The sequence below is a fragment of the Myxococcus faecalis genome, from assembly GCF_050039385.1.
Lineage (GTDB): Bacteria > Myxococcota > Myxococcia > Myxococcales > Myxococcaceae > Myxococcus > Myxococcus fulvus.
Map to the genome: position 1 here is coordinate 1,609,256 of NZ_CP144336.1, position 24,535 is coordinate 1,633,790.

Here is a 24,535-nt window from a genome sequence, read left to right on the forward strand (position 1 = left end):
AATGCATCCTCAAACTTGCAAGGGCATGGGCCGTCCGGGCGAGACTGCCGCGCGACACCAACGGAGACATCCATGGGACTCGCGGAGCGCAAGGCGGCGAAGTCGTTCGAGGAGACGCAGTTTCCCCAGCTCGAGAAGCAGCTGGCCGAGGTCGCCGGCTTCAAGGTGCCGGTGAAGGTCGACTGGGCCAGCCTCTGCGCCGACGGCTACGCGGACATCTACGAGGAGGCGTGGACGAAGGTGTACTTCACGCCGCTCTTCCAGGCGCTCGAATCGCTGACGGAGGACGAGCTGGGCCGCGAGTTCGTCCAGGGCTCGCTCAAGCGCCTGGTCATCCAGAACGTCGCGGGCAACGTCTCCGGCTCCAGCTTCGCCTCGTTCGTCGACGGCGTGCTCACCCTGGACCACGAGCCCTGCACCAACCTGGACGACATCCATGACCGCCGAGAGGGCATCCAGCGCGCCCTGCAGTCCGAGCCGGAGCTGTCGCGCCCGGACGACCCGCTGGCGGCCTTCCTGGACATGAAGCCCCGGGGACTGGAGACGACGCTCCAGGCGCTCCTGCGCATCGCCAGCCGTCGACAGGCGGGCATCCCCCTGCTCCCCCCGCGCGTGACGGTGTCGCTGCACAGCGGCACGTACTTCACGGGCACCGTCCGGGACATCATCGAGGACTCGCGCGAGGGCCGCTCCCTGCTCTTGCAGGAGGAGCGGGACCGCGAAGCCAACGCGGTCATCGTCAACGTGAACCACATCGAGTGCGTCAGCGTGCTGGACGCGGGCTACCTGGGCTTCATCCGCGTCGACGACGCCCCCATCCCCTCCCCGCTCCAGCTGCGCCGCCAGTTGAACAAGGACAGCGAGAAGCTGGGCGCCCTCCTGGAGCGCCCCGTCCCCCTCGCGCTCACCCCGGGCTCGAGCGCCACCAGCGCCGAGGCCCTGCGCGCGCTCGCGTTCCTGGCCACCCGGGTCCTCGAGGCGCTGGGCACGCTCGCCCGCGACGGAGAGGCCCGCCGCGCGCTGCACGAGAAGGTCCAGCGCATCCACCTGCGCGCGGACACCACCGCCGGCGTGTCGCTCTCCAACGGCACCCTGGAGTTCGTCACCCCCCTGAAGCCCGCGGGCTGGCGCACCAGCGCCGAGCTCCAGCAGGAGCTGCCGCCCATCCTCTGAGCGAAGCAGCCCCCCGAGCGCGCGCCTCCTCCCAGCGAGGGCGCGTGCCGGGGCCTCAGTCCGGACGCGAGGTCCGCCTCCCCCACGGCTCGTCCCCGCCGATGGGCACCTCGGTGTCATCCACGCTCAGCACCGTGGTGCGCGGCGCGCCGCACAAGCGCAGCTGCTGCTTCAGGAAGCCGAGCGCCTCCGGGACGCGCTCCTTCGGCACGGACACGTCGACGATGGCCACGCCGCCCCCGGCGCTCGCGCCCGTCACCGTCCCCAGCCCCACCGCCGCCAGCGCCTCCCGCAAGCGCGCCGCAATGCCCTCATGGCCTCCCAGCGGCACCTTCGCCAGGTCCTGGGAGTTGAGCATCACCTCGATGACCTGCAGTTCCATGGCGGCAACGGACGTGGAAGGTCCTACGGAAGCAGGGAAGCTCCCGCGCCCATGGTAGCCACGATGCGGGGCCCGGACCGCCGATATTCACCGACAGTCCCATACAATTCCCCTCCTGGGATTTCCTTCCGACTCAAACCAACGCCATGGCGCACCCCGCCAGCGGCCGCCCGTGAGAGCGGGTTCTCCTCTCGGGAGGCCCCCGAAGCCCGGCCGACCCACCATCCCCCCGGCCCCACCCCACTCCCCCCGGGGGCGTCCCCACCCCCTTATCCGCTCAGAGGAGGCTCCCAGCGCGTACGGAAATCCCGTATAGGCCCTGCACACCAACTGTGCGGCAACGAGCGACCCAGCGGGGCGAGACGTCAATCCCCGGGACTGCTCTGGAGAGAATGGATGGAGTTGTCGAGTCTCGAGTCGAGTTTCTGGGCAGTCGCACCAAGCGTCGTCGGCGCCGTGGGCTTGCTCTTCGCTGCGTTCTTCTACTTCCGCGTCAAGTCCCTGCCGGACGGCGACGCGACGATGAACCGCATCGCGGGCTACATCCGTGAAGGCGCGATGGCGTTCCTCGTGCGCGAGTACAAGGTGCTCGCCATCTACTGCGCGGTGCTCGCGGTCCTCATCGGCCTGGCGCTGGGCAAGCTGGCGGCCGTGAGCTTCGTGGTGGGCGCGTTCCTCTCGCTGCTCGCCGGCTACATCGGCATGAAGGCCGCCACGTTCGCCAACGTGCGCACCGCGCAGGCCGCGCGCACGGGCTCCAAGCCGAACGCGCTGCTGGTCGCGCTGGACGGCGGCGCGGTGATGGGCCTGGCGGTGGCGGGCCTGGGCCTGGTGGGCATGGGCGGCATCTACTACGCCTTCCAGGGTCACCCGGAGCTGTCCCCCATCCTCCACTCGTTCGCCGTGGGCGCCAGCTCCATCGCGCTGTTCGCGCGCGTGGGCGGCGGCATCTACACCAAGGCGGCCGACGTCGGCTCCGACATCGCCGGCAAGGTCATCGAGAACATCCCTGAGGACGACCCGCGCAACCCCGGCGTCATCGCCGACAACGTGGGTGACAACGTGGGCGACGTGGCCGGCATGGGCGCGGACATCTACGAGTCCATGGTCGCCGCCATCGTCGCCGCCATGGCCATCGCCCTGACGGCCAACGCCACGGAGCTGTCGCGGCTGGCCGTCGAGGGCACGTCCGCGAGCACGGCGAAGGTTGCCGGCGTGGTGCTGCCGCTGGTGCTCTCCGCGGTGGGCCTCGTCGTCAGCGTGCTGAGCATCTTCATCGCGCGCGCGCTCAAGGCCATGAACCCCGCGCAGGTGCTGCGCAGCGCGCTCATCATGCCGCCGGTCATCCTGGTGGGCCTGTCGTTCGTCATGATGAACGTGTTCGGCCTGTCCCAGAACATCACCGTGGCCCTGGCCGCGGGCGCGTTCGGCGGCGCCATCATCGGCCTGGTCACCGACTACTACACCTCCGCCCGGCCGGTGCAGCGCATCGCCGAGGCCTCCATCACCGGCGCCGGCACCAACCTCATCCGCGGCCTCGCGGTGGGCATGGAGAGCGTGGGCATCTCCATGGCGACCATCGCCCTGGTGGCCTACATCGCCGACCAGGCGCTGGGCCTGTACGGCATCGCCCTGTCCGCGGTGGGCATGCTCGGCGGCACCGCCGTCGTGATGACGGTGGACGCGTACGGCCCCATCTCCGACAACGCCGGCGGCATCTCCGAGATGTCCGGCCTGGGCCCCGAGGTCCGCGCCATCACCGACGAGCTGGACGCGGTGGGCAACACCACGGCGGCCATCGGCAAGGGCTTCGCCATCGGCTCGGCGACGCTGACGGTCATCGCGCTGTTCTCCGCCTTCAACCTGGAGGTCAACCACACGCGCGTCGCCGCCGGCCTGCCGGAGATGAGCCTGCTGCTCACCAACCCCAACGTCATCGTGGGCATGCTGCTGGGCTCCATCCTCCCGTTCCTCGTCGGCGCGTCGACGATGCTCGCGGTGGGCCGCGCCGCGGGCGCCATCGTCGAGGAGATTGGCCGTCAGTTCCGTGAGATTCCGGGCCTGATGGAGCTCAAGGCGGACCCCGACCCGAAGAAGATCGTCGACATCGCGACCAAGAGCGCCCTGCGCGAGATGATCTTCCCGGGCCTCATCGCCGTCGTCGCCCCGCCCGTGGTGGGCTACCTGCTCGGGCCCCAGGCGCTCGCGGGCCTCTTGGCCGGCGCGCTCGTGGTCGGCGCCACCATGGCGCTCTACATGGCCAACGCCGGCGGCGCGTGGGACAACGCCAAGAAGTACATCGAGAAGGGCAAGCTGCCGGGCCACGCGAAGGGCTCGCACGTCCACAAGGCCGCCGTCGTCGGCGACATGGTGGGCGACCCGTTCAAGGACACCTCCGGCCCGGGCGTCGCCATCCTCATCAAGGTGATGAGCGTCGTCTCGCTGCTGGTCGCCTCGCTCATCGCGCTGCGTTAGTCCCCGAAGCAAGCGGCACGGGCGCCCCGACTCACCGGGGCGCCACGCCGACAGGCAGTGCCCCATCCCCTCGGGAAGCCCGTAGGGGGTGGGGTCCTCCCCCCAGTCCATTGGAAGCGCTCGCGCCCGTCGATGACGCGCGACGCCGGCCGGGACTCGGGATTCAGGCTGTGGGCCAGCCGACACTCCGACAGGCATTGGCGCCGGGCGCGGTTTGGGGGCGCCGAGCACACGCATGCTAGGCTTTGCCGTGTTCCGCCTGTGCTGACACAGAGGTGTCCCATGGTCCTGGAGCTCTCCCAGCAGCAGATGAACCTCCTCAATGCCAATCTGGCGGAGAGCATCGAGGAGCTGCACGACGAGGTCCTCCACACCGACGAGCGGGAGATGCGCCAGGAGCTGAAGGCGAAGCTCCAACAGCTGCAGGCCCTCAAGCGACAGGTGGCGGCCCAGCTCCAGGGACACCAGCCCACGCTCTGAGCGGGAAGCCCCCGGGCGGCACGTGACAGCCCAGGCCCGCGACGCGGTGGACGCCCCCGCAACGACAGGCTAGGAACTGTCATCCTATGAACTCAGGAACAAGCCGCCTTGTCGGGTGGATGGGGCTGTACGCCGTGCTCGTGCTCCTCGGATGCACGAAGACGCCAGACGCGCCTTCCACCACGGAGAGCCGCGCTCAGGCGGTGACGACGCCGGTGACGGCCTCCGAGGCCGTGGCCATCACCAGCCAGGGCATCACCCAGAACGGCGCGGCGCACCGCAACGAGGCGCTGCTGGGGGTGTTCCAGACGGAGGACTACGAAGTCCAGACGCTGCTGCGCTTCCCCCAGCTGGGGATTCCGAGCGGCGCGGTGGTGCAGGGCGCGACGCTGCGCGTGGCCGTGGAGACCTACAACGGCGACTTCGAGCTGCGGGGCACCTATGTCCAGGCGCCCTGGAGCGCGACGGCGGCGGGGCTGGGCTGGCAGTTCCGCGACGACGGGCTGGAGTGGGAGCGGCTGGGCGCCGTCGGCGCGGGGACGGACCAGGTGGCGGGGAAGGCCTTCGTGCTGGATGCGTTCCCCGTCGTGGTGAACGTCATCGACGTGCCGCTCGACGTGGCGGTGGTGCAGTCCTGGGTGGATGACCCGTCGACCAACCAGGGGGTGATGCTGGCGAACACCCGCGTGGGCCGGGTGGCCAAGGTGTTCACGGGCCTCGCGACGCAGCCGGAGCGCAGGCCGGTGCTCACGCTCGAGTACACCCCGCCCGTGCCCCGCACGGACACCACGCCGCCCACCGTCGCCATCACCTCGCCCGCCCCGGGCGCGACGGTGGCCGGAGTCATCAACGTCGTCACGAGCGCGAGCGACAACGTGGGCGTGGCCCACGTGCAGCTGCGCATCGACGGGCGCAACCTGTCGTCGGCGGCGCTGGACACGCGCCTGCTGCGCAACGGCGCCCATGTCCTGACGGCGCACGCGCGCGACGCGGCCGGCAACCTCACCACCTCCGCCTCGGTGCGCATCACCGTCGACAACGTGCTGGTCGACACGGCGCCGCCCCAGGTGCAGGTCACCCTGCCCGCTCCCAACGAGACGGTGAGCGGCCCGTTCACCGTGCGGGCGAGCGCGACGGACGACGTGGGCGTCACCCGGGTGCACGTGCAGCTCGACGGCGTCCAGGTGGGCGAGGCGGACCTGGCCGCGCCGTGGGCCGTGACGCTCGACACGGAGACGCTCCAGCCCTACGGCCCGCGCCAGCTCACCGCCGTGGCGCGTGACGCCGCGGGCAACGTCACCGTCTCCGCGCCCATCTCCATCACCGTGAGCGCGCCGCCGCCGGACACCACACCGCCCCAGGTGCAGATTGTCTCGCCCGCCACGGGCACCACGGTGGGCGGCACCGTGCAGATTCGCGTCGACGCCCACGACAACATCCGCGTCGCCGGCGTGCGGCTGCGCGTGAATGGCCAGGACCAGGGCGCCGAGGACACCAGCTACCCGTACTGGTTCAACCTCTCCACCACGCTGGTGGGTGACGGCACCTTCCCGGTGACGGCGGTGGCGAGGGACCGCGCCGGCAACCTCACCACCTCCGCGCCCATCCAGCTCACCATCGCCAACGGGCCTCCGGTGGTGCTCTCCATCCCGGTGGCGCATCCGCGCGTCTGGTTCAATGCGTCCCGGCTGGCGCGGGCCCAGGCGTACTTCGCCCAGAACCCGTACACGCCCGTGGCGAACGTGCAGGGCCCCGAGCAGGCCATCGACGCCGCCATGCACTCGCTCATCACCGGCGCCGCCGCGTCCTGCCGCTCGGCCATCACCTGGGCGGTGAACACCCAGGTCCCCATCAGCGAGAACACCATCTCCAGCGACCCGGCCCGCTGGTACGGCGAGGCCGTCATCCTCACCTACGACTGGTGCTTTGCCCACCTGCTCCCGGCGGAGCAGACGCTGCTGCTGACGCGGTGGAACTCCGTCATCGCCGCGCTCAATGACAATCCCTGGGGCGGCATCGGCATGGAGGGCAACAACTACTACACGGGCTACTTCCGCAACTCGCTCCTGTGGGCCATCGCCAGCTGGCACGAGAACCAGCCCTACGCCCACCAGCTCCTCCAGTACGCGATGAGCTCGCGCTGGAAGTTCTCGCTCAAGCCCTATCTCGACGGAGCGGCCGCGGGCGGCGCGCCCCACGAGGGCTCCACGTATGGCCGGCGGACGTTCGGCTACATGACGGTGCCGTTCACCACGCTCGGCCTGTATGGCCAGGATTTGTGGGACCAGACCGACTTCTTCAAGGAGTCCGTCTTCTGGTCCATCTACTCCACCACGCCGGGCCCGAGCCGGATGGGACAGTTCCAGCTGTATGAGACCTTCCCGTTCAACGACGACGAGCGCTGGCTGAGCCGGTGGGACCCGAGCAACACCGCGCAGACGTCCTTGGGCAGCTACCTGGCGCCGCTCATCGAGGAGTGGGCGGACCAGCCCATCGCGGGCTACGCCAAGCGCTTCCTGGAGCTCACCGGCCACCCGATTGACGACCGGTGGGTGCGCTACGTCTACAGCGACACGCTGGCGTCGGTGCAGGCGCGGGACCTGTCCACGTTGCCGCTCGACTATCGCGCTGTGGGCCTGGGCCAGGTGTACGCGAAGACGGCGTGGGCGCCCGACGCGACGATGGTGAACCTGCAGTTCGGCATCACCTCCAACGCGGGCCACGCCCACCGCGACTCCGGCAGCTTCCAGCTGTGGCGGGCCGGTGAGTTCCTGGCGCGCGAGACGGTGGGCTATGCCAACCAGATTGTCGGCCATGCGGGCACGGGGGCCGTGGACACCGAGTCGCCGGTGGCGCACAACACCCTGCTCTTCGACGGGCTGGGCACGGTGGGCTACTACCACCACGCGCCGCGGATGCTGCGCCTGGAGTCGTCCACGCACGCCCACTACGCCGTGGTGGACCTCACGGGCGCGTACGACGTGAGCGACGACTGGGCGCACCGCGAGGCGGAGGTCGGCAATCCCTCCGCGGGCCGGGTGGTGCGCGAGGCGCTGTTCGTGCGGCCGCTCGACACGCTCGTCGTGTTCGACCGGATGGAGAGCTCGCAGGGCGACGCCTCGGTGGACAAGACGTTCCTGATCCACTTCCCGTCGAGCCCGGTGCTCACGGGCAACACCTGGTCCGCGACCAGCGGGACGCAGGAGCTGCGCGTGAGCACGCTCGTCCCGGCGAGCCCCACCCGGCGCGTCATCGACGAGCGCGGACCGCTGCGCCCCAATGGCACGTACACCTACCCCGTCGGCCAGTTCCGCGGCGAGGTGGAGACGCAGGGCCAGGTGGTGAGCCACTTCCTGCACGTGGTCCAGGCCAAGGACACGGCGGCCGCGAACCTGACGCTGGCGCTGGACGAGACGTCGACCGCGTACACGGTGACGATGACACACCCGACAAAAGGCAGCGCGGTGGTGCGCTTCGACAAGGGCATCCAGAGCACGGGCGGCGCGTTCGGCTACGCCGCCAGTGGCGCGGTCACCCTGACGCCACTGCGCTCGGACGTGCAGGGCATGAGCGTCACCCCGAGCGGACCGGTGTGGGGGCCCTGAGGGGCACCCTGCCCCGAGCCGAAGGCACGCCTCCACCGTCGAGGCGTGCCCGGCGCCGCCAGCCTCCGCTCAGAGCGTGGGGTAGTCGGTGTAGCCCTTGGCGCCGCCGCCGTAGAGCGTCTTCTTGTCCAGCGGGGCCAGGGGCGCGTTCTCGCGCAGCCGGCGCACCAGGTCCGGGTTGGAGATGTACGGCCGGCCGAAGGAGACCAGGTCCGCGCCCGCCTCCACTGCCTTGCGCGCCAGCTCCCCGTCGTAGCCGTTGTTGACCATCCAGGCGCCCCTGCCGCCCGCGTCGCGGTACGCCTTCTTCAACGCGACGTAGTCGAACGGGCGGTCCTCCAGCTCACGCGGGCCTCCGGTGGCACCCTCGATGACGTGGATGTACGCGAGGCCCAGCTTCGCCAGCTCGCGCACCACGTGCTCGAACAGCGGCTGGGGGTTCGCGTCGAACGCGTCGTTGGCGTTGGTGACGGGCGACAGGCGGATGCCGGTGCGCCCCGCGCCCACCGCGTCCACCACCGCGCGGGTGACCTCCAACAGCAGCCGGGCGCGGTTCTCGATGCTCCCGCCGTACGCGTCCGTGCGCTCGTTGGAGCCCGTCTTCAGGAACTGGTCCAGCAGGTAGCCATTGGCGCCGTGAATCTCCACGCCATCGAAGCCCGCCACCTCCACCGCGGCGCGCGCGGCCCGGACATAGTCCTGCACGATGCCGGGCAGCTCCGCCAGCTCCAGCGCGCGCGGGACCGAGGTGGGCTCGAACGTGGGGACGCCGTCCCGGAAGAGCACCGTCCGCGTCTTCGCCACGACAGCCGAGGGCGCCACGGGCGCCGCGTTGCCCGGCTGCAGCTCCGTGTGCGACACACGCCCCACGTGCCACAGCTGCGTGACGATGCGGCCGCCCGCCTCGTGCACGGCCTGGGTGACCTTCTTCCACGCGGCGAGATGCTCGGGGGCGTACAGCCCCGGGACGTCCGCATAGCCCTGGGCCTGATGGCTGATGGCGGTGGCCTCACTGATGAGCAGGCCGGCGGTGGCGCGCTGGGCGTAATAGGTGACGGCGAGGTCCGGCGGGATGGCGCCAGGCGAGCGGTTGCGCGTCAGCGGCGCCATCACGATGCGGTTGGAGAGTCGCAGGTCACCCGCGTTCGTCGGGTCGAAGAGGGTCGGCATGGGGCGTCTCGGGGGGACGGGGGAAAGTTCCGGCCAGCGTAACGACCCGCCCTCCACGTCACCACAAAGTGTTCGATTCGCCCTCCACGTGAAGATTTCCGCCGGGACGCGCATCGCGGAGGCGCGACTTCTCATCCCAGACTTCTCCTGGATGGATTTTCAAAACGCGATTTCCCGACCGAGCGCGAAACAGGAGACGAGATGCGCACCTTCGCGAACGACAGCGTGGCCGCGCCCAATGGCCCCGGGACCCGCCGGGTCCCCATGGTCCCGGACCTGGCCCCGCCGGCGCCCTGACGCAGTATTTTAGAACCGCTCGGTTCGAAAGTATTGCCGACGCGGCCCCCGGCTCGTAATCATTTCTGAACGACCGGTTCAAAAGTCGGGAGAACACACATGGGTGACTTCACGGGCAAGGCGGCATTGGTGACGGGCGGCGCGCGCGGAATCGGCGCGGCCATCGTCCGGCATCTGGCGAAGGGGGGCGCGCGCGTCGCCTTCACGTACGTGCGCTCGGAGGACAAGGCGGCCCGGCTCGTGGCCGAGTTGGAGGCGCAGGGACAGCGCGCCGTGGCCATCCAGGCGGACAGCGGGGACGTGGACGCCGTGCGAAGGAGCGTGGAGCGCGCGGCGGCGGAGCTCGACGGGCTGGACATCCTGGTCAACAACGCCGGGGTCTTCCCCTTCGGCCCCTTCGAGGCCGTCACCGTGGAGGAGCTGGACCGGACGCTCTCCATCCACGTCCGGGGGGTGTTCGTCGCCTCGCAGGCCGCGCTCGCGCACATGAAGCAGGGCGGCCGCATCATCTCCATCGGAACCTGCTTCGCGCAGCGGGTCCCCCATGGCGGCGTCACGCTCTATGCGATGACCAAGTCGGCGCTGATTGGCCTGACGAAGGGGCTGGCCCGCGACGTGGGCGGGCGCGGAATCACGGTGAACGTGGTCGACCCCGGGCCGACGGACACGGACATGAACCCGGCCGACGGGCCCCAGGCCGCAGCGGAGCTGGCGCTGATGGCCATCAAGCAGTTCGCCGGCCCCGACGACATCGCCGCCACCGTGGGTCACCTCGCGGGCCCCGGCGGACGCTTCATCACCGGCGCGTCCATCGCGGTGGACAGCGGCACCAACGCCTGAGCCCAGGGTAAGGAGGAGGCCCCCATGGCGTGGCTGCTCCTGGTGGTCGCGGGTGCCCTGGAGATTGCCTGGGCGCTCGCGCTCAAGCAGTCCGAGGGACTGACGCGCTTGTGGCCGAGCGTCGTCGGCATCGGCATCGCCCTGACCAGCCTCGTGCTGCTGGGCCTCGCGTTGAAGCACCTGCCCCTCGGGACGGCCTATGCGGTCTGGGTGGGCCTCGGTGCGTCCGGCGTTTCGCTCGTGGGGATGATGTTCCTCGGCGAGCCCGTCTCCCTGGCGCGAATCCTCTGCCTGGTGTTGATTGGGGTCGGTGTCGCGGGATTGAGGGCCCTGGAAGGATGACGACTCGCAAGGCGCGCAAGAAGTCCGCCGGTCCGCTGGGCCGGCCTCGCAGCTTCGACCGGGACGAGGCGCTCGAGGCCGCCATGCGCGTGTTCTGGGCCCGGGGCTACGAGGGGACCTCCATCCAGGACCTCGTCGAGGCCATGGGCGTCAACAAGCCCAGCCTCTATGCCATCTTCGGCTGCAAGGAGGCGCTCTTCCGCGAGGCCGTCGAGCTCTTCGACAAGACCGAGGGGCAGCCCGTCTCCCGCGGGCTGGAGGAGGCCCCCACCGCTCGGGCCGCCGTGGAGCAGATGCTGCGCGCCAACGCACGCGCCTACACGGCCAGCGACAAGCCCCGGGGCTGCATGATCGTCCTCGCGTCGTTGCTCGGCGCGCCGGAGAACGAGCCCGTCCGGACGTTCCTCGCGAAGAACCGGCGGAGCGGTGAGCGCGCGCTCGAGGGCAGGCTCCGGCGCGGCGTGGAGCAGGGGGAGCTGCCCGCCGGCACGCCCGTGGAGAAGCTCGCGGCGTTCTACACCGCGGTGCTGGAGGGCCTGTCCATCCAGGCCCGTGATGGCGCGTCCGCCCAGAAGCTGAACGCCATCATCGACACCGCCATGCTCGCGTGGCCTTCCGGGCGGTGAGCGCACGAGGAGGCCCCCTGCCTCCTCCGCGCTCCTCCGGCGGCCGCGGCCGGAGGAGGCGTCGGGAACAGGCCGCTACTCCTGGGCGAGTTCCACGTTGTCGATTCCCCAGGAAGGAGCCGCCAGCAGCGGGTGGGCGACCCCGTTGTTCCAGCGGGAGAAGGTCAACACGATGGGGGTTGTCCCGCTCGTGTCGAACCGCCACTTGAACCGGTAGGTGGAGTCCCCGTCCTGGTAGCCCAGCGTGTTGTTGGCGATGGAGCCGGTGCGGGCCGCGCTGCCGACACGCGGGTAGGACTGGGTGCTCGTCGTGTTGGAGAAGGTTCCGCCCACCAGGGCGGACCCCTGTTGCAGGTACCAGGTGTTCGTCCCCGGAGCGCTGTCACCCGTCCAGGCCTCGAGGATGTACAGGTCGAAGCTGAGCGAGACGACGCCGGGCCTGCCCGTGGCCGGCAGCGTCAGACGGACCGCCTCCGTGGTGAACGGGCCGAGGAAGGCCTGCGCACCATTCGGGGACCTGGAGATGAGGTTCGTGTTCCACTCCTGGCCCACCGCGGCGCCGAAGTTGGCGAAGTACAGCCGGGTCCCCGCGGGCACGGGGGCCGGCGCCTGGGGGCCGCGCTGGGCCTGGACCTGGGCCTGCAGCCGGACCGTGGACGCGATGAAGCCCGTGTCCTGCGTCACCGCGACGTCCACGGTGCAGCTGTCGAGGAAGACGCCCGTCTGGACGCCCCCCGCGAGGCACCGGTTGCGCGCCGCGTCCCGCTCCGTCGCGGGCAGGTCCGCGACCGTGGCGGGCGCCGCCGGGAAGTCCGGGATGGTGAAGGTCGCCGTGCTCTGCCCGGAGGCGTAGTCGAAGAGGGACTCCGCCTGGGAGATGCGCCAGCTCGCCGCGAAGCTGGTCGGCCCCACGTAGAGCTCGGTGAAAGACAGCGTCGGCGTCAGCTGGGTGCCGTTGCGCAGCGCGTACTCGTTCGTCGTGACGCCGTCGTAGTTGCCCAGCAGGCCGCGAATCCGGCCGCGCCGCGTCGGCTTCAGGGCGAAGTTGAAGTCCATGTACGTGCCGTTGAGCCTGACGAGCGCCTTGTCCCCGCCCGGGTAGGACAGCACGTAGGACGCGGCGTCCGGACGCAGGACGCGTCCGCCGCCCGCCACGGGAATGGTGTCCCCCACGGGCACGGAGGTCAGCACGCCGTCGACGCGCAGCTCGTGCCCGCTGGTCGTCAGGTAGAGGCCCACCCGGCTCGCGCCCAGCCGCGTCGCCACCGCCGTCATCACCGTCACCCGGTTGTTGTTCACCCACGGCTGCATGCGCGCCTGCGCGACCAGGGGCGCGTTGGTGTCCGTGCTCTCCACGAAGATGAACTCACCGGCGCCCTGGAAGTCGTAGTGGCGGTTGTCGAAGGTGACCAGGTGCGGGTCCCCCCAGCCGTAGCCGATACCGCACTGACCCGGGGTGTTGATCTGACAGCCATCCTCGTAGCGGAACACCACGTAGTCGTCGCCGCCGGCGTTCGGCAGCGGGGAGCTGGCGAACTCGCCCTGGGTGGCACCCGTGACGTAGACGCTGTCATTGATGTCCGCGGCCACGCCGTTGCCGATGTCATCCTGCATCGCGGGGTCGTTCATGTTGGTGGAGCCGAACTGACGCGTGAGCAGCAGTCCACCTCCCGAGTCGTACTTCTGCATGAAGAAGTCGTGCGAGGAGTTGGGCAGGTTGGTGACGAAGTCGTAGTTGCTGCGCCCCGTGATGTAGACGTTCGCGCCGCCGTCGGAGGCGATGCCGAGGGCCAGCTCACTGCCGGGCGTTCCGAACTGACGGGACCACACGCGGTTCCCGGCGCCATCGAACTTCACGACGATGGCATCCTGGCCTCCCTGGTGGGTCTGCAGGTCGAAGGCCGCGTCCGTGTAGCCCACCACGTAGACGTTGATGGCGCCGCTCGCGAGCCGCGACGTGGCGACACCGTAGATGGACTCCGACCCCGTCGTTCCCATCTGCTTTCGCCACTGCTGGACGCCCGCGCTGTTGTATTTCACGATGAACAGGTCCGTGGAGCCGGCATGGGTCGCGCCGAACGAGCCCGTCGTGGAGCCGACGACATAGACATCGTTGTTCGCGTCCGCGGCCACGCCCCGAACCACCTCGGACTGTGGCGAGCCGAACTGGCGGACCCAGAGCAGGTTGCCAGCGGAGTCGTACTTGGCCAGGAACCCATCCTGGCCGCCAGCACTGGTATTGAGCGGCAGCGTGCCCGCCGTGTGTCCCGCCATGTAGATGAAGCCCGCGGGGTCCGTGGCCACCCCCTGGGCCTGGTCCAGCGCCGGGGTGCCGAGCTGACGCACCCACTGGAGGGCTCCGTTGGCGGGATTCACCCGGGCCAGGAAGGCGTCCTGCACACCCTGGAATCCCCCACCCCAGCCTCCCGTGGTGTAACCGGTGACGTAGACCTGCGGCGTGGCTGGCACGGTGTACGTGGCGATGCCCGTCCCCACTTCCAGGGAGGTCGTGCCGAGCATCACGGACCAGACCTTGGTGCCGTTGGCCAGGTGCTTGGTGACGACGACGTCGGAGCCTCCCACGGGAAGACTCGAATCGAATGACCCCGTCGATTCGCCCGTGGAGTAGACGCCCTCGGCGGTCGCCGCCACCGCGCGCCCCCGGTCCGCGTTCGCGGTGCCTCGGTGCCAAATCCAAGCCGGGACCTGCGCCATCGCGGGCAATGCCACGAAGGCACACGCTCCTAGAATCCATGCACGCATCTGAACCCCCCACAATGAAAGACAGCAAGGTCGTCAGACCTCACGTCCCGCAATAGCAACTCGCGACGCCCGCAGCATTTCGCGATGCGCAATCCGAAACATCGATACAGGTTCGACACCCCCTCGAACCACGTCTTCGGGCGTCACACCTCGCGATGTCTTTTTTGTCCCTGCGGGGAAGCCCTGACCTCCAGCCTCCGCGAGCACGGCGCGGGTGAAGAGTTCTCGTGGGGAGCGCTCTTCACGTCACACGTCAGTCACCCTGTCCCGACACCGTGACGAGCTTCGTCAGGAGGACCTGGAGGTTCTGGTGGATGAGGCGCACGGCGGCCTGGAGCTCACCGAGCATGTTCGCCCGCGTCTGGAGGGCGTCCAGCGTGTAGCGCCCGCCCCGGCCGAAGTACGGCGCGTCGCCGCCCGTCTCCTCCACGTACCCGGACGCAATCCACCGCGCGCGGACGTTGTGGCGGATGGCGTGGCGCTGCGCGTTGCTGAAGTCCTTGTGGCTCAGGACAAACCAGAGGGACGCGGGGAAGTCCGCGGAGCGCGCGGGTTGTCGCCAGATGTCCGCGAGCAGGTTCCTGGGGTGCTCGAAGTCCAGCGAGGGGGACGAGAAGAGCGCCGCGAGCCCCAGCCCCGCGCCCACCGCGCCGCCGGTGATGTCGATGATGTCGTTGGCGCGGTCATTGTTCGAGATGGCGGTGACGGTGGTGGTCAGCGCGCCCACGACGATGGAGGACACGGTGAGCAGCGTCTGCCGCCGCGTCTCCTTCGCATCCAGGAGCCTCGCCATCTGCGCCGTGCGCCGCGCCTCGCACTCCAGCTCCGCCGACACGCTGGAGAGCGTCGTCGAGAACAGGAGCAGCCGCAGCTCGATGTCCCTCAACAGCGCGTCGCGCTGGGCCCGGGTGTCGGTCCCCGGCGCCAGCCGCGCCAGCGTCTCCAGGGGCACGAGCACTCCGGCCGCGTGCGCCAGCAGCAGGTCCTGGCGGGTGAAGCGAGCCTGGAGCTCGGGGGACTCCGGGAGGGGCGCCTCCACGTCGAGTCGCCCGGCGGAGTCGTCACGCGGGGACTGCGCGGGGACGCAGTAGTCCGGCTCCGCGCGCTGACGCGCCAGCCCACGCGACGAGGTGGCACAGCCGGACGACACGAGCGCGAGCCCGAGGGCCAGCGCGAACCGGAGGACGAGGAGGCGTGGGAGCACCCGTCCTCGCTACGTCGTCCGAGGAGGCAAGGGCCAGCGGATGGCTCTGGCCTATCTCACACGCGACAGCGCCTGGCCCCGGTGCGGGCCAGGCGCGTCATCCGGTGGACGGCGGCAGCGGCTGGCCTCACGCCTCCGAGCGGAGCACCGTCATCGGGTCCACGCGGGAGGCGCGTCGGGCCGGCAGCCAGCTCGCGAGCAGGGCCACGCCCAGCAGGAGGACCGCCACGCCCACGATGACCCACGGCTCGGTGGGGCTCACGCCGTACACCATGCCCTGGAGCACCTGCCCCAGCCCCAACGCCGCCACCACCCCGAGCGCCACGCCGAGCCCCGCGAGCACCACCGCCTGCCGGAGCACCAGTCGCAGCACGTCCCCGGCCGTCGCCCCCAGCGCGAAGCGGATGCCGAACTCCCGCGTGCGCTGCGCCACCGCGTAGGACACCACGGCCCCGAGCCCCGCCACCGAGAGCAGCAGCGCCACCGCGCCGAAGGCCCCCAGCAGCAGCAGGCTGAAGCGCCGCGAAGCCAGCGAGCCCGTGAGCAGGCTCTCCACCGTGCTCAGGCGCGAGGGCAGCTCTGGAGCGAGCTCGCGCAACACCGGCCCCGCCGCGCTCACCAAGGCCTTGGAGCCGATGGAGCCATGCACCGCGACATGGAAGCGGGAGAAGGCCCGCGCCCGCTGCCGGGAGCAGCCGTAGAACGTGGGCTTCGGCGCCTCGTCCAGCCCCCGCTCCCGCACGTCCGCCACGACGCCGACGATGGTGAAGGCCCGCAGGTCCCCATCCATGTTGCCGAACTGGATGAGCTTGCCCAGCGGATCCTCGTCGGGCCACCGCGCCTTCGCGAGCGACTCGCTGATGAGCGCCACGTGCGGCGACTCCATCGTGTCGTTCGCGTCGAACAGGCGCCCGCGCACCAGCGGGATGTCCATCGCGTGGAAGTAGCCCTCGCTCGCCACGCGGTACTCGGCCGCGCCCGTGCGCTCGGGCTCGTGCGCCAGCCGCCCGAAGTCGTCGAGGTTCTTCACCTCGTCGGGACGATTGAGCACCAGGAAGGTGCCGTCACCGCCCGAGCCGCCCTCGAGCGGGAAGACATTCACCGCCCCCACCGCGCGCACGCCGGGCAGCGCGCCCAGCCTCGACAGCAGCGCATCCTGAAGCTGGATGTTGTCCCTCGCCTGCGGCGCGTCCTTGTCCTTGACCGGAGGCAGCACCAGGCTCAGCACCGCCACATCCTCGGTGCGGTAGCCCGGGTCCAGCGACAGCAGGCCCAGCATGCTGCGCCCCAAGAGCGCCGCGCCCACCAGCAGGACCAGCGCGAGCGCGAGCTGCCCCACCACCAGGGCACGCCGCGCCTGGTCCGCGCTCCCTCCGCCCGTCTGTGTGCGCCCCGCCTGCGTCAACGTGGCCCACGGGCTCTGGCGCCCCGAGCGCAGCGCCGTCACCAGCCCCAGCCCCACCGCGAGCACCAGCGACAACCCCAGCGCGAACAGGAGCACCGTGGCGTTCACGTCCACCTCCGCCACGCGCGGCAGGTGGCCCGGCTCGAGCGCGAGCAACACGTGCACGCTCCAGGTGGCGAACAAGGCGCCGAGCGCCCCACCCGCCAGCGACAACACGAGCGACTCCGCGATGAAGCGCCGCACCAGGGCCCCCGGCCCCGCGCCCAGCGCCACATGCACCGCCAGCTCGCGCCCCCGCGACGCCGCCCGCGCGAGCAGCAGGTTGGTGACGTTGGCCCCCGCCACCAGCAGCAGGAAGGCCGCGGCGCCGAGCAACAGGTAGAGCGTGGGGCGCACGGGGCCCACCAGGCTCTCGCGCAGGGACACCACGGCGACATCGCGCATGTTGGTCTCCTGGCCGTGGAGCGCGGCGAGCTCACGCGCCAGGCCTGTGAGCTCCGCCCGCGCGGCCTCCAGGTTCACGCCGCCCGCCAGCCGCCCCACCACGCGCCAGTTGTGTGCGGTCCGGCTCGTCAGCCGTCGCTCCAGCTCACGGGGAATCCACAACTGGGTGCCCGCCGGGTAGTCGAAGGACTCGGGCATCACGCCGACCACGGTGTAGGCGCGGCCCTCGAAGGTGAGCGTCCGGTCCATGGGCAGTGGCCGCGCGCCCAGGTAGCGCTTCCAGAAGCCGTGGCTCACCACCACCGCCGGAGCGCCTCCCTCCTGCTGCTCGTCCGCGGCGAACAGGCGCCCCTGGGCGGACGGCACGCCAAAGGCGGGGAAGAACCCGCGCGAGACCCACGACAGCGCGGCGAAGGTGGGCTCGTCCGTGCCCGTGACGGCGACGCTGGCCGGCCCCGAGACCTGCGCCAGCGACTCGACGGTGCGGCTCCGGGCCTGCACGTCCTCGAAGTTGGGGTCCGAGAACCGCATCGTCTGGCCCTTCACCCCGAGCTGGGAGAGCTCCACGAGCCGCTCGGAGTCCGGATAGGGCAAGGGGCGCAGCAGGACGCCCTCCACCACGCTGAAGAGCGCGGTGCTCGCGCCGATGCCCACCGCGAGCAACAGGATGCACCCCAGCGTGAAGGCTGGGCTGCGTCGCAGCGCGCGCAGCGTCTGCCGCAGGCCACTGAGAAGGATGTCCACGCAAGAAACCTCCGGGCACCTCGGTAGGCGCCTCGATGGGCGCCTACGAAGGCGGTGGCCGACGATTGCGTCGCGGAGGCCCCTTTCCGACAGCGGCACACCGTCCGTGCGCGGCGGCTGTCGCCCGCCCTCACTCCGCGCGCGCCGAGGACGGCAAAGCCCGCGGACGCGGTGGTGCTTCTTCGCGGAAGACGAGCAATCCGTCGATGACCGTGGCCCAGGGAGCCATCATCCAGCGGTAGTTCACGGCGCGGGCCACCCTCGTCCCATTTTCGCGAAGCTGGTGTGCGTCCACGTACCGGCTGTCCGCGGAGGGGCTCGACAGGGCCCAGGCCTCCAGGGAGTCGGCGCGGGCGGGCTCGAGGTCGTACGTGCGGGGCGTGCTGGCGAGCGAGTACTTCCCCTGGAGCGCGGAGAAGCCCAGCACGAAGGCCTGCTCGCCGAACCTCGCCCGCACGTGGGAGCCGAAGGGCACCGGAGGCCCACCGCCATCGTCCATGTGCTTGAGGTCCTTGGCCGCGTGCACCGTGGCGAGCCAGACGATGGCCTTGCGCGGACCGGGTGAGCGAGACAGGTGCCATTGCAGGTTCGCGAACATGGACTGGTCGCGGTCGTTGAAGGTGCTCCAGTCCGTGGGGCTGCCCTCGGGAGGAGGAGGACGGGACATCACGGCCACCTGACGCGCGAAGAAGCGCTCCAGGTTTCGAGCCATCCATCCGTGGCTCCGGGAGGTCGAGGCCCCCGCCGCCAGCTCCGCCCAACAGCCCTGGATGCGCGCCGCGCTCGCCGCCGTGAAGCGATGCGCGTCGTCGTATCGCCAGGACAGGTAGCGCTCGATCTCCTCGCCGCACTCGGCCCGCCGCGAGTCCGCCAGCGCGGGGAGGAGCTCGGGAGCCATCTCCAGCTGTGCGTAGGTGCCCCGGTTGACCTGGTCGTCGATGCCCCCCGCGACGACGGTTCCCTCGCGGAGCCACCGCGTCAGCAGCGGAATCAAGGGCGCCACCTCCTCGTTGGCCCACATGCCCCCCACCGCGTCCGAGACCATGTCCTCGGTGATGGGCTGGCCCGCGTCCAGCCGCTCCTGGATGCGCAGGAAGTCATAGACGCCCGCCTCGATGAAGAAGGCGTCGTACTGACACTCCTCCACCAGCCTGCGGGTCAGCTCCACCTTGACGTCGAGCGTCCTGGCGCTCCCGTGGTGGGAGTCCTCTCCGAGCAGCGCCACGCGCTTGTCGCAGAGGTCCCGGACGACGCGGTCGACCTCCGTGGCGCCAGGTCCCTCCGCGCGCCTGGGGGGCGTGGCACAGCCTGCGAGCAGCAACAGGAACAGGACGCTTCTCATGGTCGTGGGGCCCTCCGGGGCATCGCGTCACGGACGCGCCCTGCCTCAACGAACGTCCCACCCCGAATCCCTCACCCCCACGCGCGGGGGGACGAGCGCGCCCAGGCCGCGCGCGCCTCCCCCCAGGACTCCGACGTCAGCGCCCCGGCTTCAGGGCGCGCACTTCGCGGGGCCGAGCGTGGCCGCGAAGTAGCGCGTGTACAGGTCCGGCGCGAGCGTGAAGTTGCAGGTGTTCACCCGGTCCGGGGACAGCCCCTGGTTCGCCTGCATGTAGCGGGCGACGTAGTCACGCACGCCGTCGGCGGAGGTCCACAGCACCTTGCCCTCCTTGAACATGGAGTACCCGCCGCCGCCGCCCGCGCGGTAGTTGTTGATGGCGACGACGAAGACCTGGTCGTCCCGGACCTCCGCGCCCTCGAAGCGCAGGTGCGTGAGCCGGGAGCCCGCGGGCTTCGTCAGGTCGTAGCCGTACTCGATGCGCGAGTAGAGGTCCCAGTTGTAGTCGGCCACCACCGGGGAGCTGGCCTTGGCGCCCTCGGGCCGCTCGGGCAGGTTGGCCGCGTCGAGCCTCGCGAAGTAGAGCGTGTTCATCTCCAGCGCGCGCCGGAGGATGGAGCCGTTGATCTCCATCACATACAGCGTGTTGTCGTAGATGTAGATGCTGTACGCGTCGCGCAGGGTGACGTCGCCGGCCGGCAGCGCGCCGTCGTTGGTGAAGATGGCCGCCAGGGAGAAGTCCACGTCGAAGCCCGCCTCGCGCGCGGCCTCCTCCTGGACGATGTTGATGAGGTCACCCAGCGGGCTGTCCACGTAGCGCGCGGCGAAGCCTCCCGGGAACGCCGCCGTCGTCGAGCCGATCTTCTGGTTCACGTACGTCACCGTGGTGTCGTGGTAGCTCTGCGCCAGCTGCGTCACGGCGGCGTCCGCCGCCACCTTCTCGTCCACCACGTGGAGCTGGGAGTCATGGGTGTCCACGCCCCACCGCTCGCCGCGCCAGGTGACCTGGAGCTCCACGTCCGCCAGGTGGCTGCCCCAGCGGTTGGGCTGGGTGAGGAGCACCTCGCGGCCCTCCGGGTTCTTCAGCAGCATCTTCGGGATGGGCTGGTGCGTGTGGCCGGTGAGGAGCACGTCGATGCCGGACACCCCCTGGGCAATCTGCACGGCCGGGTTCTCTCCGGGCAGGTTGCCCCGGTCCGCCCACTTCGACTCGTCCGCGTAGTCCGCGAGCCACGAGTCGGGGTTGCTCGCGCTGCCGGTGGGCTGCTTGTCGGGGCCACCGTGGATGGCCACCACGATGACGTCCGCGCCCGCCTCCCGCATCCTCGGCACATAGGCGCGCGCCGTCTCCACCGGGTCGTCGAAGCGCAGGCCGGGGATGTTCTCCGCGCGCTCCCACGTCGTCACGCCCGGCGTCACGAGGCCCAGGATGCCGACCTTCACGTCGCAGACCTCCGTGAGCACATAGGGCTGGAAGGCCTCGGTGCCGTCCGCGCTCTTGCGCACGTTGGCGCCGAGCACGGGGAAGTCGACCTCGCTCTTGAACTTGTCGAGGACGCCCAGGCCATAGTTGAACTCGTGGTTGCCCACGGCCATGGCCACGTACCCCAGCTCGTTCATCGCGACGGCCATGGGGTGGCGGGGCGTGTTGTCCACCAGCCCGTAGTAGGTGCCCAGCGGCGTGCCCTGGATGGTGTCGCCGGTGTCGACCAGCAGCGTGCAGTCCGGGTTCGCCTCTCGCGCCTGCTTGATGAGCGTGGCCACCTTGGCGAGGCCGCGCTTCGCATCGGGCTTCCCGCTGAAGTAGTCCCACGGGAAGATGTTGGTGTGCAGGTCGCTCGTCTGCAGCAGCGTCAGCTTGCGCGGCGAGGTGTCGGGGGGCGTGGGCCGGGGCGGCTTGTCATCGGAATCACACGCGGTGAGGAACGAGCAGGCACCCACGAGACACAGAGAAGCGGCGCGCAACGCGCGCAGCGGAACAAGAAGACGCATCAGGAGACCTCGTTCAACGAGTCGTGCCAGGCGGATTGCCTGACGCGGGGCACCCTAGCGTCCTACTCTGACGTCTCCGGAAGGTCTTGTCGTGAGGGCTTCAACACCGCCTTGCCCTGGTAGTTCACGCGCCACGGGATCCCCAGCCCGGGACGCCCTGCTCTCGGAGCTCAAGTAGCGCCACCCGGCCATCACTGGCCACGGAGACGCTCCCCTGTGCGAGCGCCTCCATCCGATGACATGGCGTGTCACCCATTCACGGTGAATCGGGCGCCGTTTCATACGGGTTACCCGCCCCTGGGTCCTGACAACTCCAGTCTCAATCCAGTCTCACAAAAACATGGCAGCACGTGGATACACCTATTCACATGCAGAAAGACATATCAAGACATAGCACGAACCACCCCTGCAATTGCTTGCAGATTTTCTTGACGCCCCCCGGGCAACGAGAGTACCCAGACAGGCATTGATTCATCGCGCCTCGAGCGGGCCGCCTGGAGTCTCACGGGCGGCGACGTGACGGGTGCGAGCAGGGCAGGCCCACCTCCGGAGGCGACCATGAAGTTCACCCGGTATTGCCGCTCCATCCTGTTCACTCCCGCGCTCGTCGTGGACCGCTTCGCCCGGGGACAGCAATCCGGCGCGGACATCAGCCTGGTGGACCTGGAGGACTCCGTGGCCGCGAGCCACAAGGACACGGCCCGTCAGCAGGCGGAGGAGTTCTTCTCCGCGCCCAAGGGTCCCAGCCGCCGCGCCATCCGCATCAACACCGTCACCCGGCCGGAGGGGCTGAAGGACCTGCTCGCGCTGCGCCACTACGCCGTCAAACCGGACGCCGTGCTGGTGCCCAAGGTGGAGTCACCGCGGGACCTCGAAATCGTCGAGCAGGTGCTCGGCGCCAGCTGCTCGCAGGTGGACCTGCTCGCCCTGGTGGAGACGCCGCGCGGCGTGGAGAACGTGCACGCCATCGCCTGCGCGACGCCCCGCCTCAAGGCCCTGGTGTTCGGCTCCGCGGACTACTCCTTCAGCATCGGCGCGTCGCTGGCCTGGGAGCCTCTGTACTACGCGCGCTCCCGGCTCGTCGCCGCCGCGCGCGCCGCCAACGTGCAGGTGGTCGACTCGCCGCTGTTCGACATGTCCGACGTGGAGGGGCTGCGCCGCGAGTGCCAGCTCGCCCGGAGCCTGGGCTTCAGCGGCAAGGCCGCCGTCCACCCGCGCCAGGTGGAGGTCATCAACCAGGCCTTCTCCCCGGACGAGCACACGCTGCGCAAGGCGCGGACCATCGTCCAGGAGAGCCAGGCCCGCGACTTCAACATCTGCGTGGTGGAGGGGACCATGATGGGTGCCCCGTTCGTCGAGGCGGCGAAGCGCACGCTCGAGGAGTTCGGCCCCCGCGAGGCCGACACCCCGTCGCGCTCCCTCTGACACCCCACCCCATCCCCAAGGAGGAATCCACATGGAAACCAGCAGCGAGCAGAGCGTCCTGGGTCCCCGCCGCTATCGCAACAACGAGAAGCTCATTGCCGTGGGGGACCGGGGCTGGCAGCACGCCAAGGACAACGGGCTCATCGGCATCAAGGTGGACTTCGAGTCGAACAACCGCCTCGTCGACACCACGTCGGGCCACGAGTTCATGACGCTCTGCTCATGCTCGTACCTGGGCCTCAACCACCACCCGAAGATCCTCCAGGGCGCCATCGACGCGCTCCAGGAGGCGGGCACCAACAGCCTGGCCATGTCCACGCTGCGCATCCGCCTGAAGCTGATGGCGCGGCTGGAGGAGGAGCTGCGCGAGCTGTACGGCTGCCCCACCCTGCCCGGCGTCACCTGCAGCGCCCTGACGGCGGGCATCCTCCCGCTGCTCGCCTCCGGCCACCTCACCGACGACGGCCAGCCGCGCGTCATGGTGTTCGACCGCTACTGTCACTTCTCCATGGCCTACATCAAGCCCATCTGCGGCGATGAGAGCCTGGTGCTGACCAGTCCGCACAACGACCTCAACTACCTGGAGGACGTCTGCAAGAAGTACCCGCGCGTGGCCTACGTCGCCGACGGCGCCTACTCCATGGGCGGCCTCATCGCGCTGGAGGGGCTGCTCCAGCTCCAGGAGCGCTACGGCCTGTTCCTCTACATCGATGACTCGCACTCGCTGGCGCTGACGGGCGAGCGCGGCGAGGGCTACGTGCGCTCGCGGCTGAAGATGAATCCCCTGACGATGGTGGTCGCCTCGCTGGCCAAGGCCTTCGGCAGCTCCGGCGGCATCGCCATGCTGGGCAGCGAGAAGAGCTTCGACTTCCTCTACCGGAACGCGGGGCCGCTGGCCTGGTCGCAGAACCTCCAGATGCCGTCGGTGGGCGCGTCGCTCGCCAGCATCGCGCTGCACCGCACGCCGGAGCTGCGTGAGCTGCAGGGGCGGCTGGCGCGCAACATCCAGCTCTTCGACAGCCGCTTCCCCTCTCCCAACGCGGGCAACGGGATGCCCATCCGCCTCATCCAGGTGGGCGAGGAGGAGCGCGCCATCCGGCTGTCCTCGGAGCTGTACCGGCGCGGCTACTACTGCTCGGCGGTGTTCTTCCCCGTCGTCGCCCGGGGCGAGGCGGGGGTGCGCGTGATGATGCGCGCGGACATGAGCGAGGAGCAGGTCCGCGTCTTCTGCGACGACGTGCAGGACATCCTCTCCCGTTTCTAGGACGCGCCCCCGCCGACGAGGAGCCACGCCATGCACGCCAGCGCCATCACCGGTTACAAGCAGCTCGGCCCCCAGCGCTACCGCGAGGTGCTGGGCTTCCACTACGAGGACTTCACCGTGGGGGACGTCTTCGAGCACCGCCCCGGCAGGACGGTGACGGAGGCCGACAACGTGCTGATGAACACGTTGTGCATGAACCCGTCCCCGCTGCACCTGGACGCCGCGTACTGCGAGCAGACGGTGTGGGGCCGGCCGCTCATCTCCAGCCTCGTCACCTTCAGCATCGTCTGCGGGATGAGCGTGCGCAGCACCAGCGGCCGCGCCACCGCCAACCTGGGCTGGGACAAGATTCGCCTCACCCGCCCCGTCTTCGCGGGCGACACGCTCTACGCGGAGAGCCGCATCCTCGCCGCGCGGCTGTCCACCCGCCGCGTCGGCGAGGGAATCATCACCTGCGAGACGGTGGGCCTCACCTCCCAGGGAGAGGTGTTCCTCTCCTTCGAGCGCAGCTTCCTGGTCCCCGCCCGCGCGCACGCCGTCGAGGAAAGGGCCAGGTACTGACGCC

Annotated in this window: 17 protein-coding genes; 10 read left to right on the plus strand and 7 right to left on the minus strand. The window is 70.1% G+C overall.

What is annotated here, in order from left to right:
- Positions 1 to 72: 72 nt before the first annotated feature.
- Positions 73 to 1,173: a hypothetical protein gene (locus VZQ01_RS06055; RefSeq protein ID WP_426747134.1), complete on the plus strand. Its 1,101-nt coding sequence runs from the start codon at positions 73 to 75 to the stop codon at positions 1,171 to 1,173.
- A gap of 55 nt (positions 1,174 to 1,228) precedes the next feature.
- Here the strand turns inward: VZQ01_RS06055 and VZQ01_RS06060 are convergent, their stop codons facing one another.
- Positions 1,229 to 1,555 (minus strand): hypothetical protein, encoded by a 327-nt coding sequence (locus tag VZQ01_RS06060; RefSeq protein ID WP_141333038.1) that lies wholly within the window; start codon positions 1,553 to 1,555, stop codon positions 1,229 to 1,231.
- 456 nt (positions 1,556 to 2,011) lie between these two features.
- On the opposite strand from VZQ01_RS06060, the gene VZQ01_RS06065 reads away from it, so the two are divergent.
- The 3 genes from VZQ01_RS06065 (at position 2,012) to VZQ01_RS06075 (ending at position 8,115) form a co-directional block, all read left to right on the plus strand.
- Entirely contained in the window at positions 2,012 to 4,030 is a 2,019-nt protein-coding gene (locus tag VZQ01_RS06065) for a sodium-translocating pyrophosphatase (protein ID WP_426747135.1), read from the plus strand.
- A gap of 282 nt (positions 4,031 to 4,312) precedes the next feature.
- Entirely contained in the window at positions 4,313 to 4,510 is a 198-nt protein-coding gene (locus tag VZQ01_RS06070; RefSeq protein ID WP_223748913.1) for a hypothetical protein, read from the plus strand.
- Between the two features lie 86 nt (positions 4,511 to 4,596).
- Positions 4,597 to 8,115 (plus strand): Ig-like domain-containing protein, encoded by a 3,519-nt coding sequence (locus tag VZQ01_RS06075; RefSeq protein WP_426747136.1) that lies wholly within the window; start codon positions 4,597 to 4,599, stop codon positions 8,113 to 8,115.
- 69 nt (positions 8,116 to 8,184) lie between these two features.
- On the opposite strand, the gene VZQ01_RS06080 is transcribed toward VZQ01_RS06075, so the two are convergent.
- On the minus strand, positions 8,185 to 9,285 hold the full coding sequence (locus tag VZQ01_RS06080; protein WP_426747137.1) for an alkene reductase: 1,101 nt from the start codon (positions 9,283 to 9,285) through the stop codon (positions 8,185 to 8,187).
- Between the two features lie 396 nt (positions 9,286 to 9,681).
- On the opposite strand from VZQ01_RS06080, the gene VZQ01_RS06085 reads away from it, so the two are divergent.
- From VZQ01_RS06085 to VZQ01_RS06095, 3 genes are read left to right on the plus strand one after another with little or no spacing between them, the layout of a single operon-like run.
- The gene (locus tag VZQ01_RS06085) at positions 9,682 to 10,422 is read left to right on the plus strand and encodes an SDR family oxidoreductase (RefSeq protein ID WP_426747138.1); all 741 of its coding nucleotides are present in this window, start codon (positions 9,682 to 9,684) and stop codon (positions 10,420 to 10,422) included.
- A gap of 24 nt (positions 10,423 to 10,446) precedes the next feature.
- Positions 10,447 to 10,764, plus strand: a complete 318-nt coding sequence (locus VZQ01_RS06090) for a DMT family transporter (protein WP_426747139.1) — start codon at positions 10,447 to 10,449, stop codon at positions 10,762 to 10,764.
- Positions 10,761 to 11,390, plus strand: coding sequence for a TetR/AcrR family transcriptional regulator (locus VZQ01_RS06095; protein ID WP_223748908.1), 630 nt, complete (start codon positions 10,761 to 10,763; stop codon positions 11,388 to 11,390). Before VZQ01_RS06090 ends, VZQ01_RS06095 begins: the two co-directional genes overlap by 4 nt.
- Before the next feature lie 75 nt (positions 11,391 to 11,465).
- Here VZQ01_RS06095 and VZQ01_RS06100 read toward each other — a convergent pair whose 3' ends face one another.
- The 5 genes from VZQ01_RS06100 to VZQ01_RS06120 form a co-directional block, all read right to left on the minus strand.
- On the minus strand, positions 11,466 to 14,120 hold the full coding sequence (locus VZQ01_RS06100) for an SBBP repeat-containing protein (protein WP_426747140.1): 2,655 nt from the start codon (positions 14,118 to 14,120) through the stop codon (positions 11,466 to 11,468).
- A 286-nt stretch (positions 14,121 to 14,406) separates the two neighbouring features.
- Positions 14,407 to 15,357, minus strand: a complete 951-nt coding sequence (locus tag VZQ01_RS06105) for a hypothetical protein (protein WP_223748906.1) — start codon at positions 15,355 to 15,357, stop codon at positions 14,407 to 14,409.
- Positions 15,358 to 15,484: 127 nt separating this feature from the next.
- Positions 15,485 to 17,950 carry an ABC transporter permease gene (locus VZQ01_RS06110; RefSeq protein WP_426747141.1) on the minus strand — a complete coding sequence of 822 codons (2,466 nt, stop codon included), beginning with the start codon at positions 17,948 to 17,950 and terminating at the stop codon, positions 15,485 to 15,487.
- Between the two features lie 130 nt (positions 17,951 to 18,080).
- Positions 18,081 to 19,292 (minus strand): erythromycin esterase family protein, encoded by a 1,212-nt coding sequence (locus VZQ01_RS06115; protein ID WP_426747142.1) that lies wholly within the window; start codon positions 19,290 to 19,292, stop codon positions 18,081 to 18,083.
- A gap of 150 nt (positions 19,293 to 19,442) precedes the next feature.
- Entirely contained in the window at positions 19,443 to 21,281 is a 1,839-nt protein-coding gene (locus VZQ01_RS06120) for a bifunctional metallophosphatase/5'-nucleotidase (RefSeq protein ID WP_426747143.1), read from the minus strand.
- A gap of 558 nt (positions 21,282 to 21,839) precedes the next feature.
- On the opposite strand from VZQ01_RS06120, the gene VZQ01_RS06125 reads away from it, so the two are divergent.
- Genes VZQ01_RS06125 through VZQ01_RS06135 form a run of 3 tightly spaced genes read left to right on the plus strand, consistent with a single transcriptional unit; the run spans position 21,840 to position 24,531 of the window.
- On the plus strand, positions 21,840 to 22,706 hold the full coding sequence (locus VZQ01_RS06125) for an HpcH/HpaI aldolase/citrate lyase family protein (RefSeq protein WP_223748902.1): 867 nt from the start codon (positions 21,840 to 21,842) through the stop codon (positions 22,704 to 22,706).
- 31 nt (positions 22,707 to 22,737) lie between these two features.
- Positions 22,738 to 23,970: an aminotransferase class I/II-fold pyridoxal phosphate-dependent enzyme gene (locus VZQ01_RS06130; RefSeq protein WP_223785277.1), complete on the plus strand. Its 1,233-nt coding sequence runs from the start codon at positions 22,738 to 22,740 to the stop codon at positions 23,968 to 23,970.
- Between the two features lie 30 nt (positions 23,971 to 24,000).
- Positions 24,001 to 24,531, plus strand: a complete 531-nt coding sequence (locus tag VZQ01_RS06135) for a MaoC family dehydratase (protein WP_223748900.1) — start codon at positions 24,001 to 24,003, stop codon at positions 24,529 to 24,531.
- The last annotated feature ends 4 nt before the right edge of the window (positions 24,532 to 24,535 follow it).

What these genes read in the sequence shown, in the direction of transcription:
- VZQ01_RS06095 (WP_223748908.1), top strand. Translation starts at nt 10,761, where the DNA reads ATGACGACTCGCAAGGCGCGCAAGAAGTCCGCCGGTCCGCTGGGCCGG.
- VZQ01_RS06080 (WP_426747137.1), bottom strand. Translation starts at nt 9,285, where the DNA reads ATGCCGACCCTCTTCGACCCGACGAACGCGGGTGACCTGCGACTCTCC.
- VZQ01_RS06135 (WP_223748900.1), top strand. Translation starts at nt 24,001, where the DNA reads ATGCACGCCAGCGCCATCACCGGTTACAAGCAGCTCGGCCCCCAGCGC.
- VZQ01_RS06085 (WP_426747138.1), top strand. Translation starts at nt 9,682, where the DNA reads ATGGGTGACTTCACGGGCAAGGCGGCATTGGTGACGGGCGGCGCGCGC.
- VZQ01_RS06115 (WP_426747142.1), bottom strand. Translation starts at nt 19,292, where the DNA reads ATGAGAAGCGTCCTGTTCCTGTTGCTGCTCGCAGGCTGTGCCACGCCC.
- VZQ01_RS06075 (WP_426747136.1), top strand. Translation starts at nt 4,597, where the DNA reads ATGAACTCAGGAACAAGCCGCCTTGTCGGGTGGATGGGGCTGTACGCC.
- VZQ01_RS06120 (WP_426747143.1), bottom strand. Translation starts at nt 21,281, where the DNA reads ATGCGTCTTCTTGTTCCGCTGCGCGCGTTGCGCGCCGCTTCTCTGTGT.
- VZQ01_RS06090 (WP_426747139.1), top strand. Translation starts at nt 10,447, where the DNA reads ATGGCGTGGCTGCTCCTGGTGGTCGCGGGTGCCCTGGAGATTGCCTGG.
- VZQ01_RS06060 (WP_141333038.1), bottom strand. Translation starts at nt 1,555, where the DNA reads ATGGAACTGCAGGTCATCGAGGTGATGCTCAACTCCCAGGACCTGGCG.
- VZQ01_RS06070 (WP_223748913.1), top strand. Translation starts at nt 4,313, where the DNA reads ATGGTCCTGGAGCTCTCCCAGCAGCAGATGAACCTCCTCAATGCCAAT.
- VZQ01_RS06130 (WP_223785277.1), top strand. Translation starts at nt 22,738, where the DNA reads ATGGAAACCAGCAGCGAGCAGAGCGTCCTGGGTCCCCGCCGCTATCGC.
- VZQ01_RS06055 (WP_426747134.1), top strand. Translation starts at nt 73, where the DNA reads ATGGGACTCGCGGAGCGCAAGGCGGCGAAGTCGTTCGAGGAGACGCAG.
- VZQ01_RS06125 (WP_223748902.1), top strand. Translation starts at nt 21,840, where the DNA reads ATGAAGTTCACCCGGTATTGCCGCTCCATCCTGTTCACTCCCGCGCTC.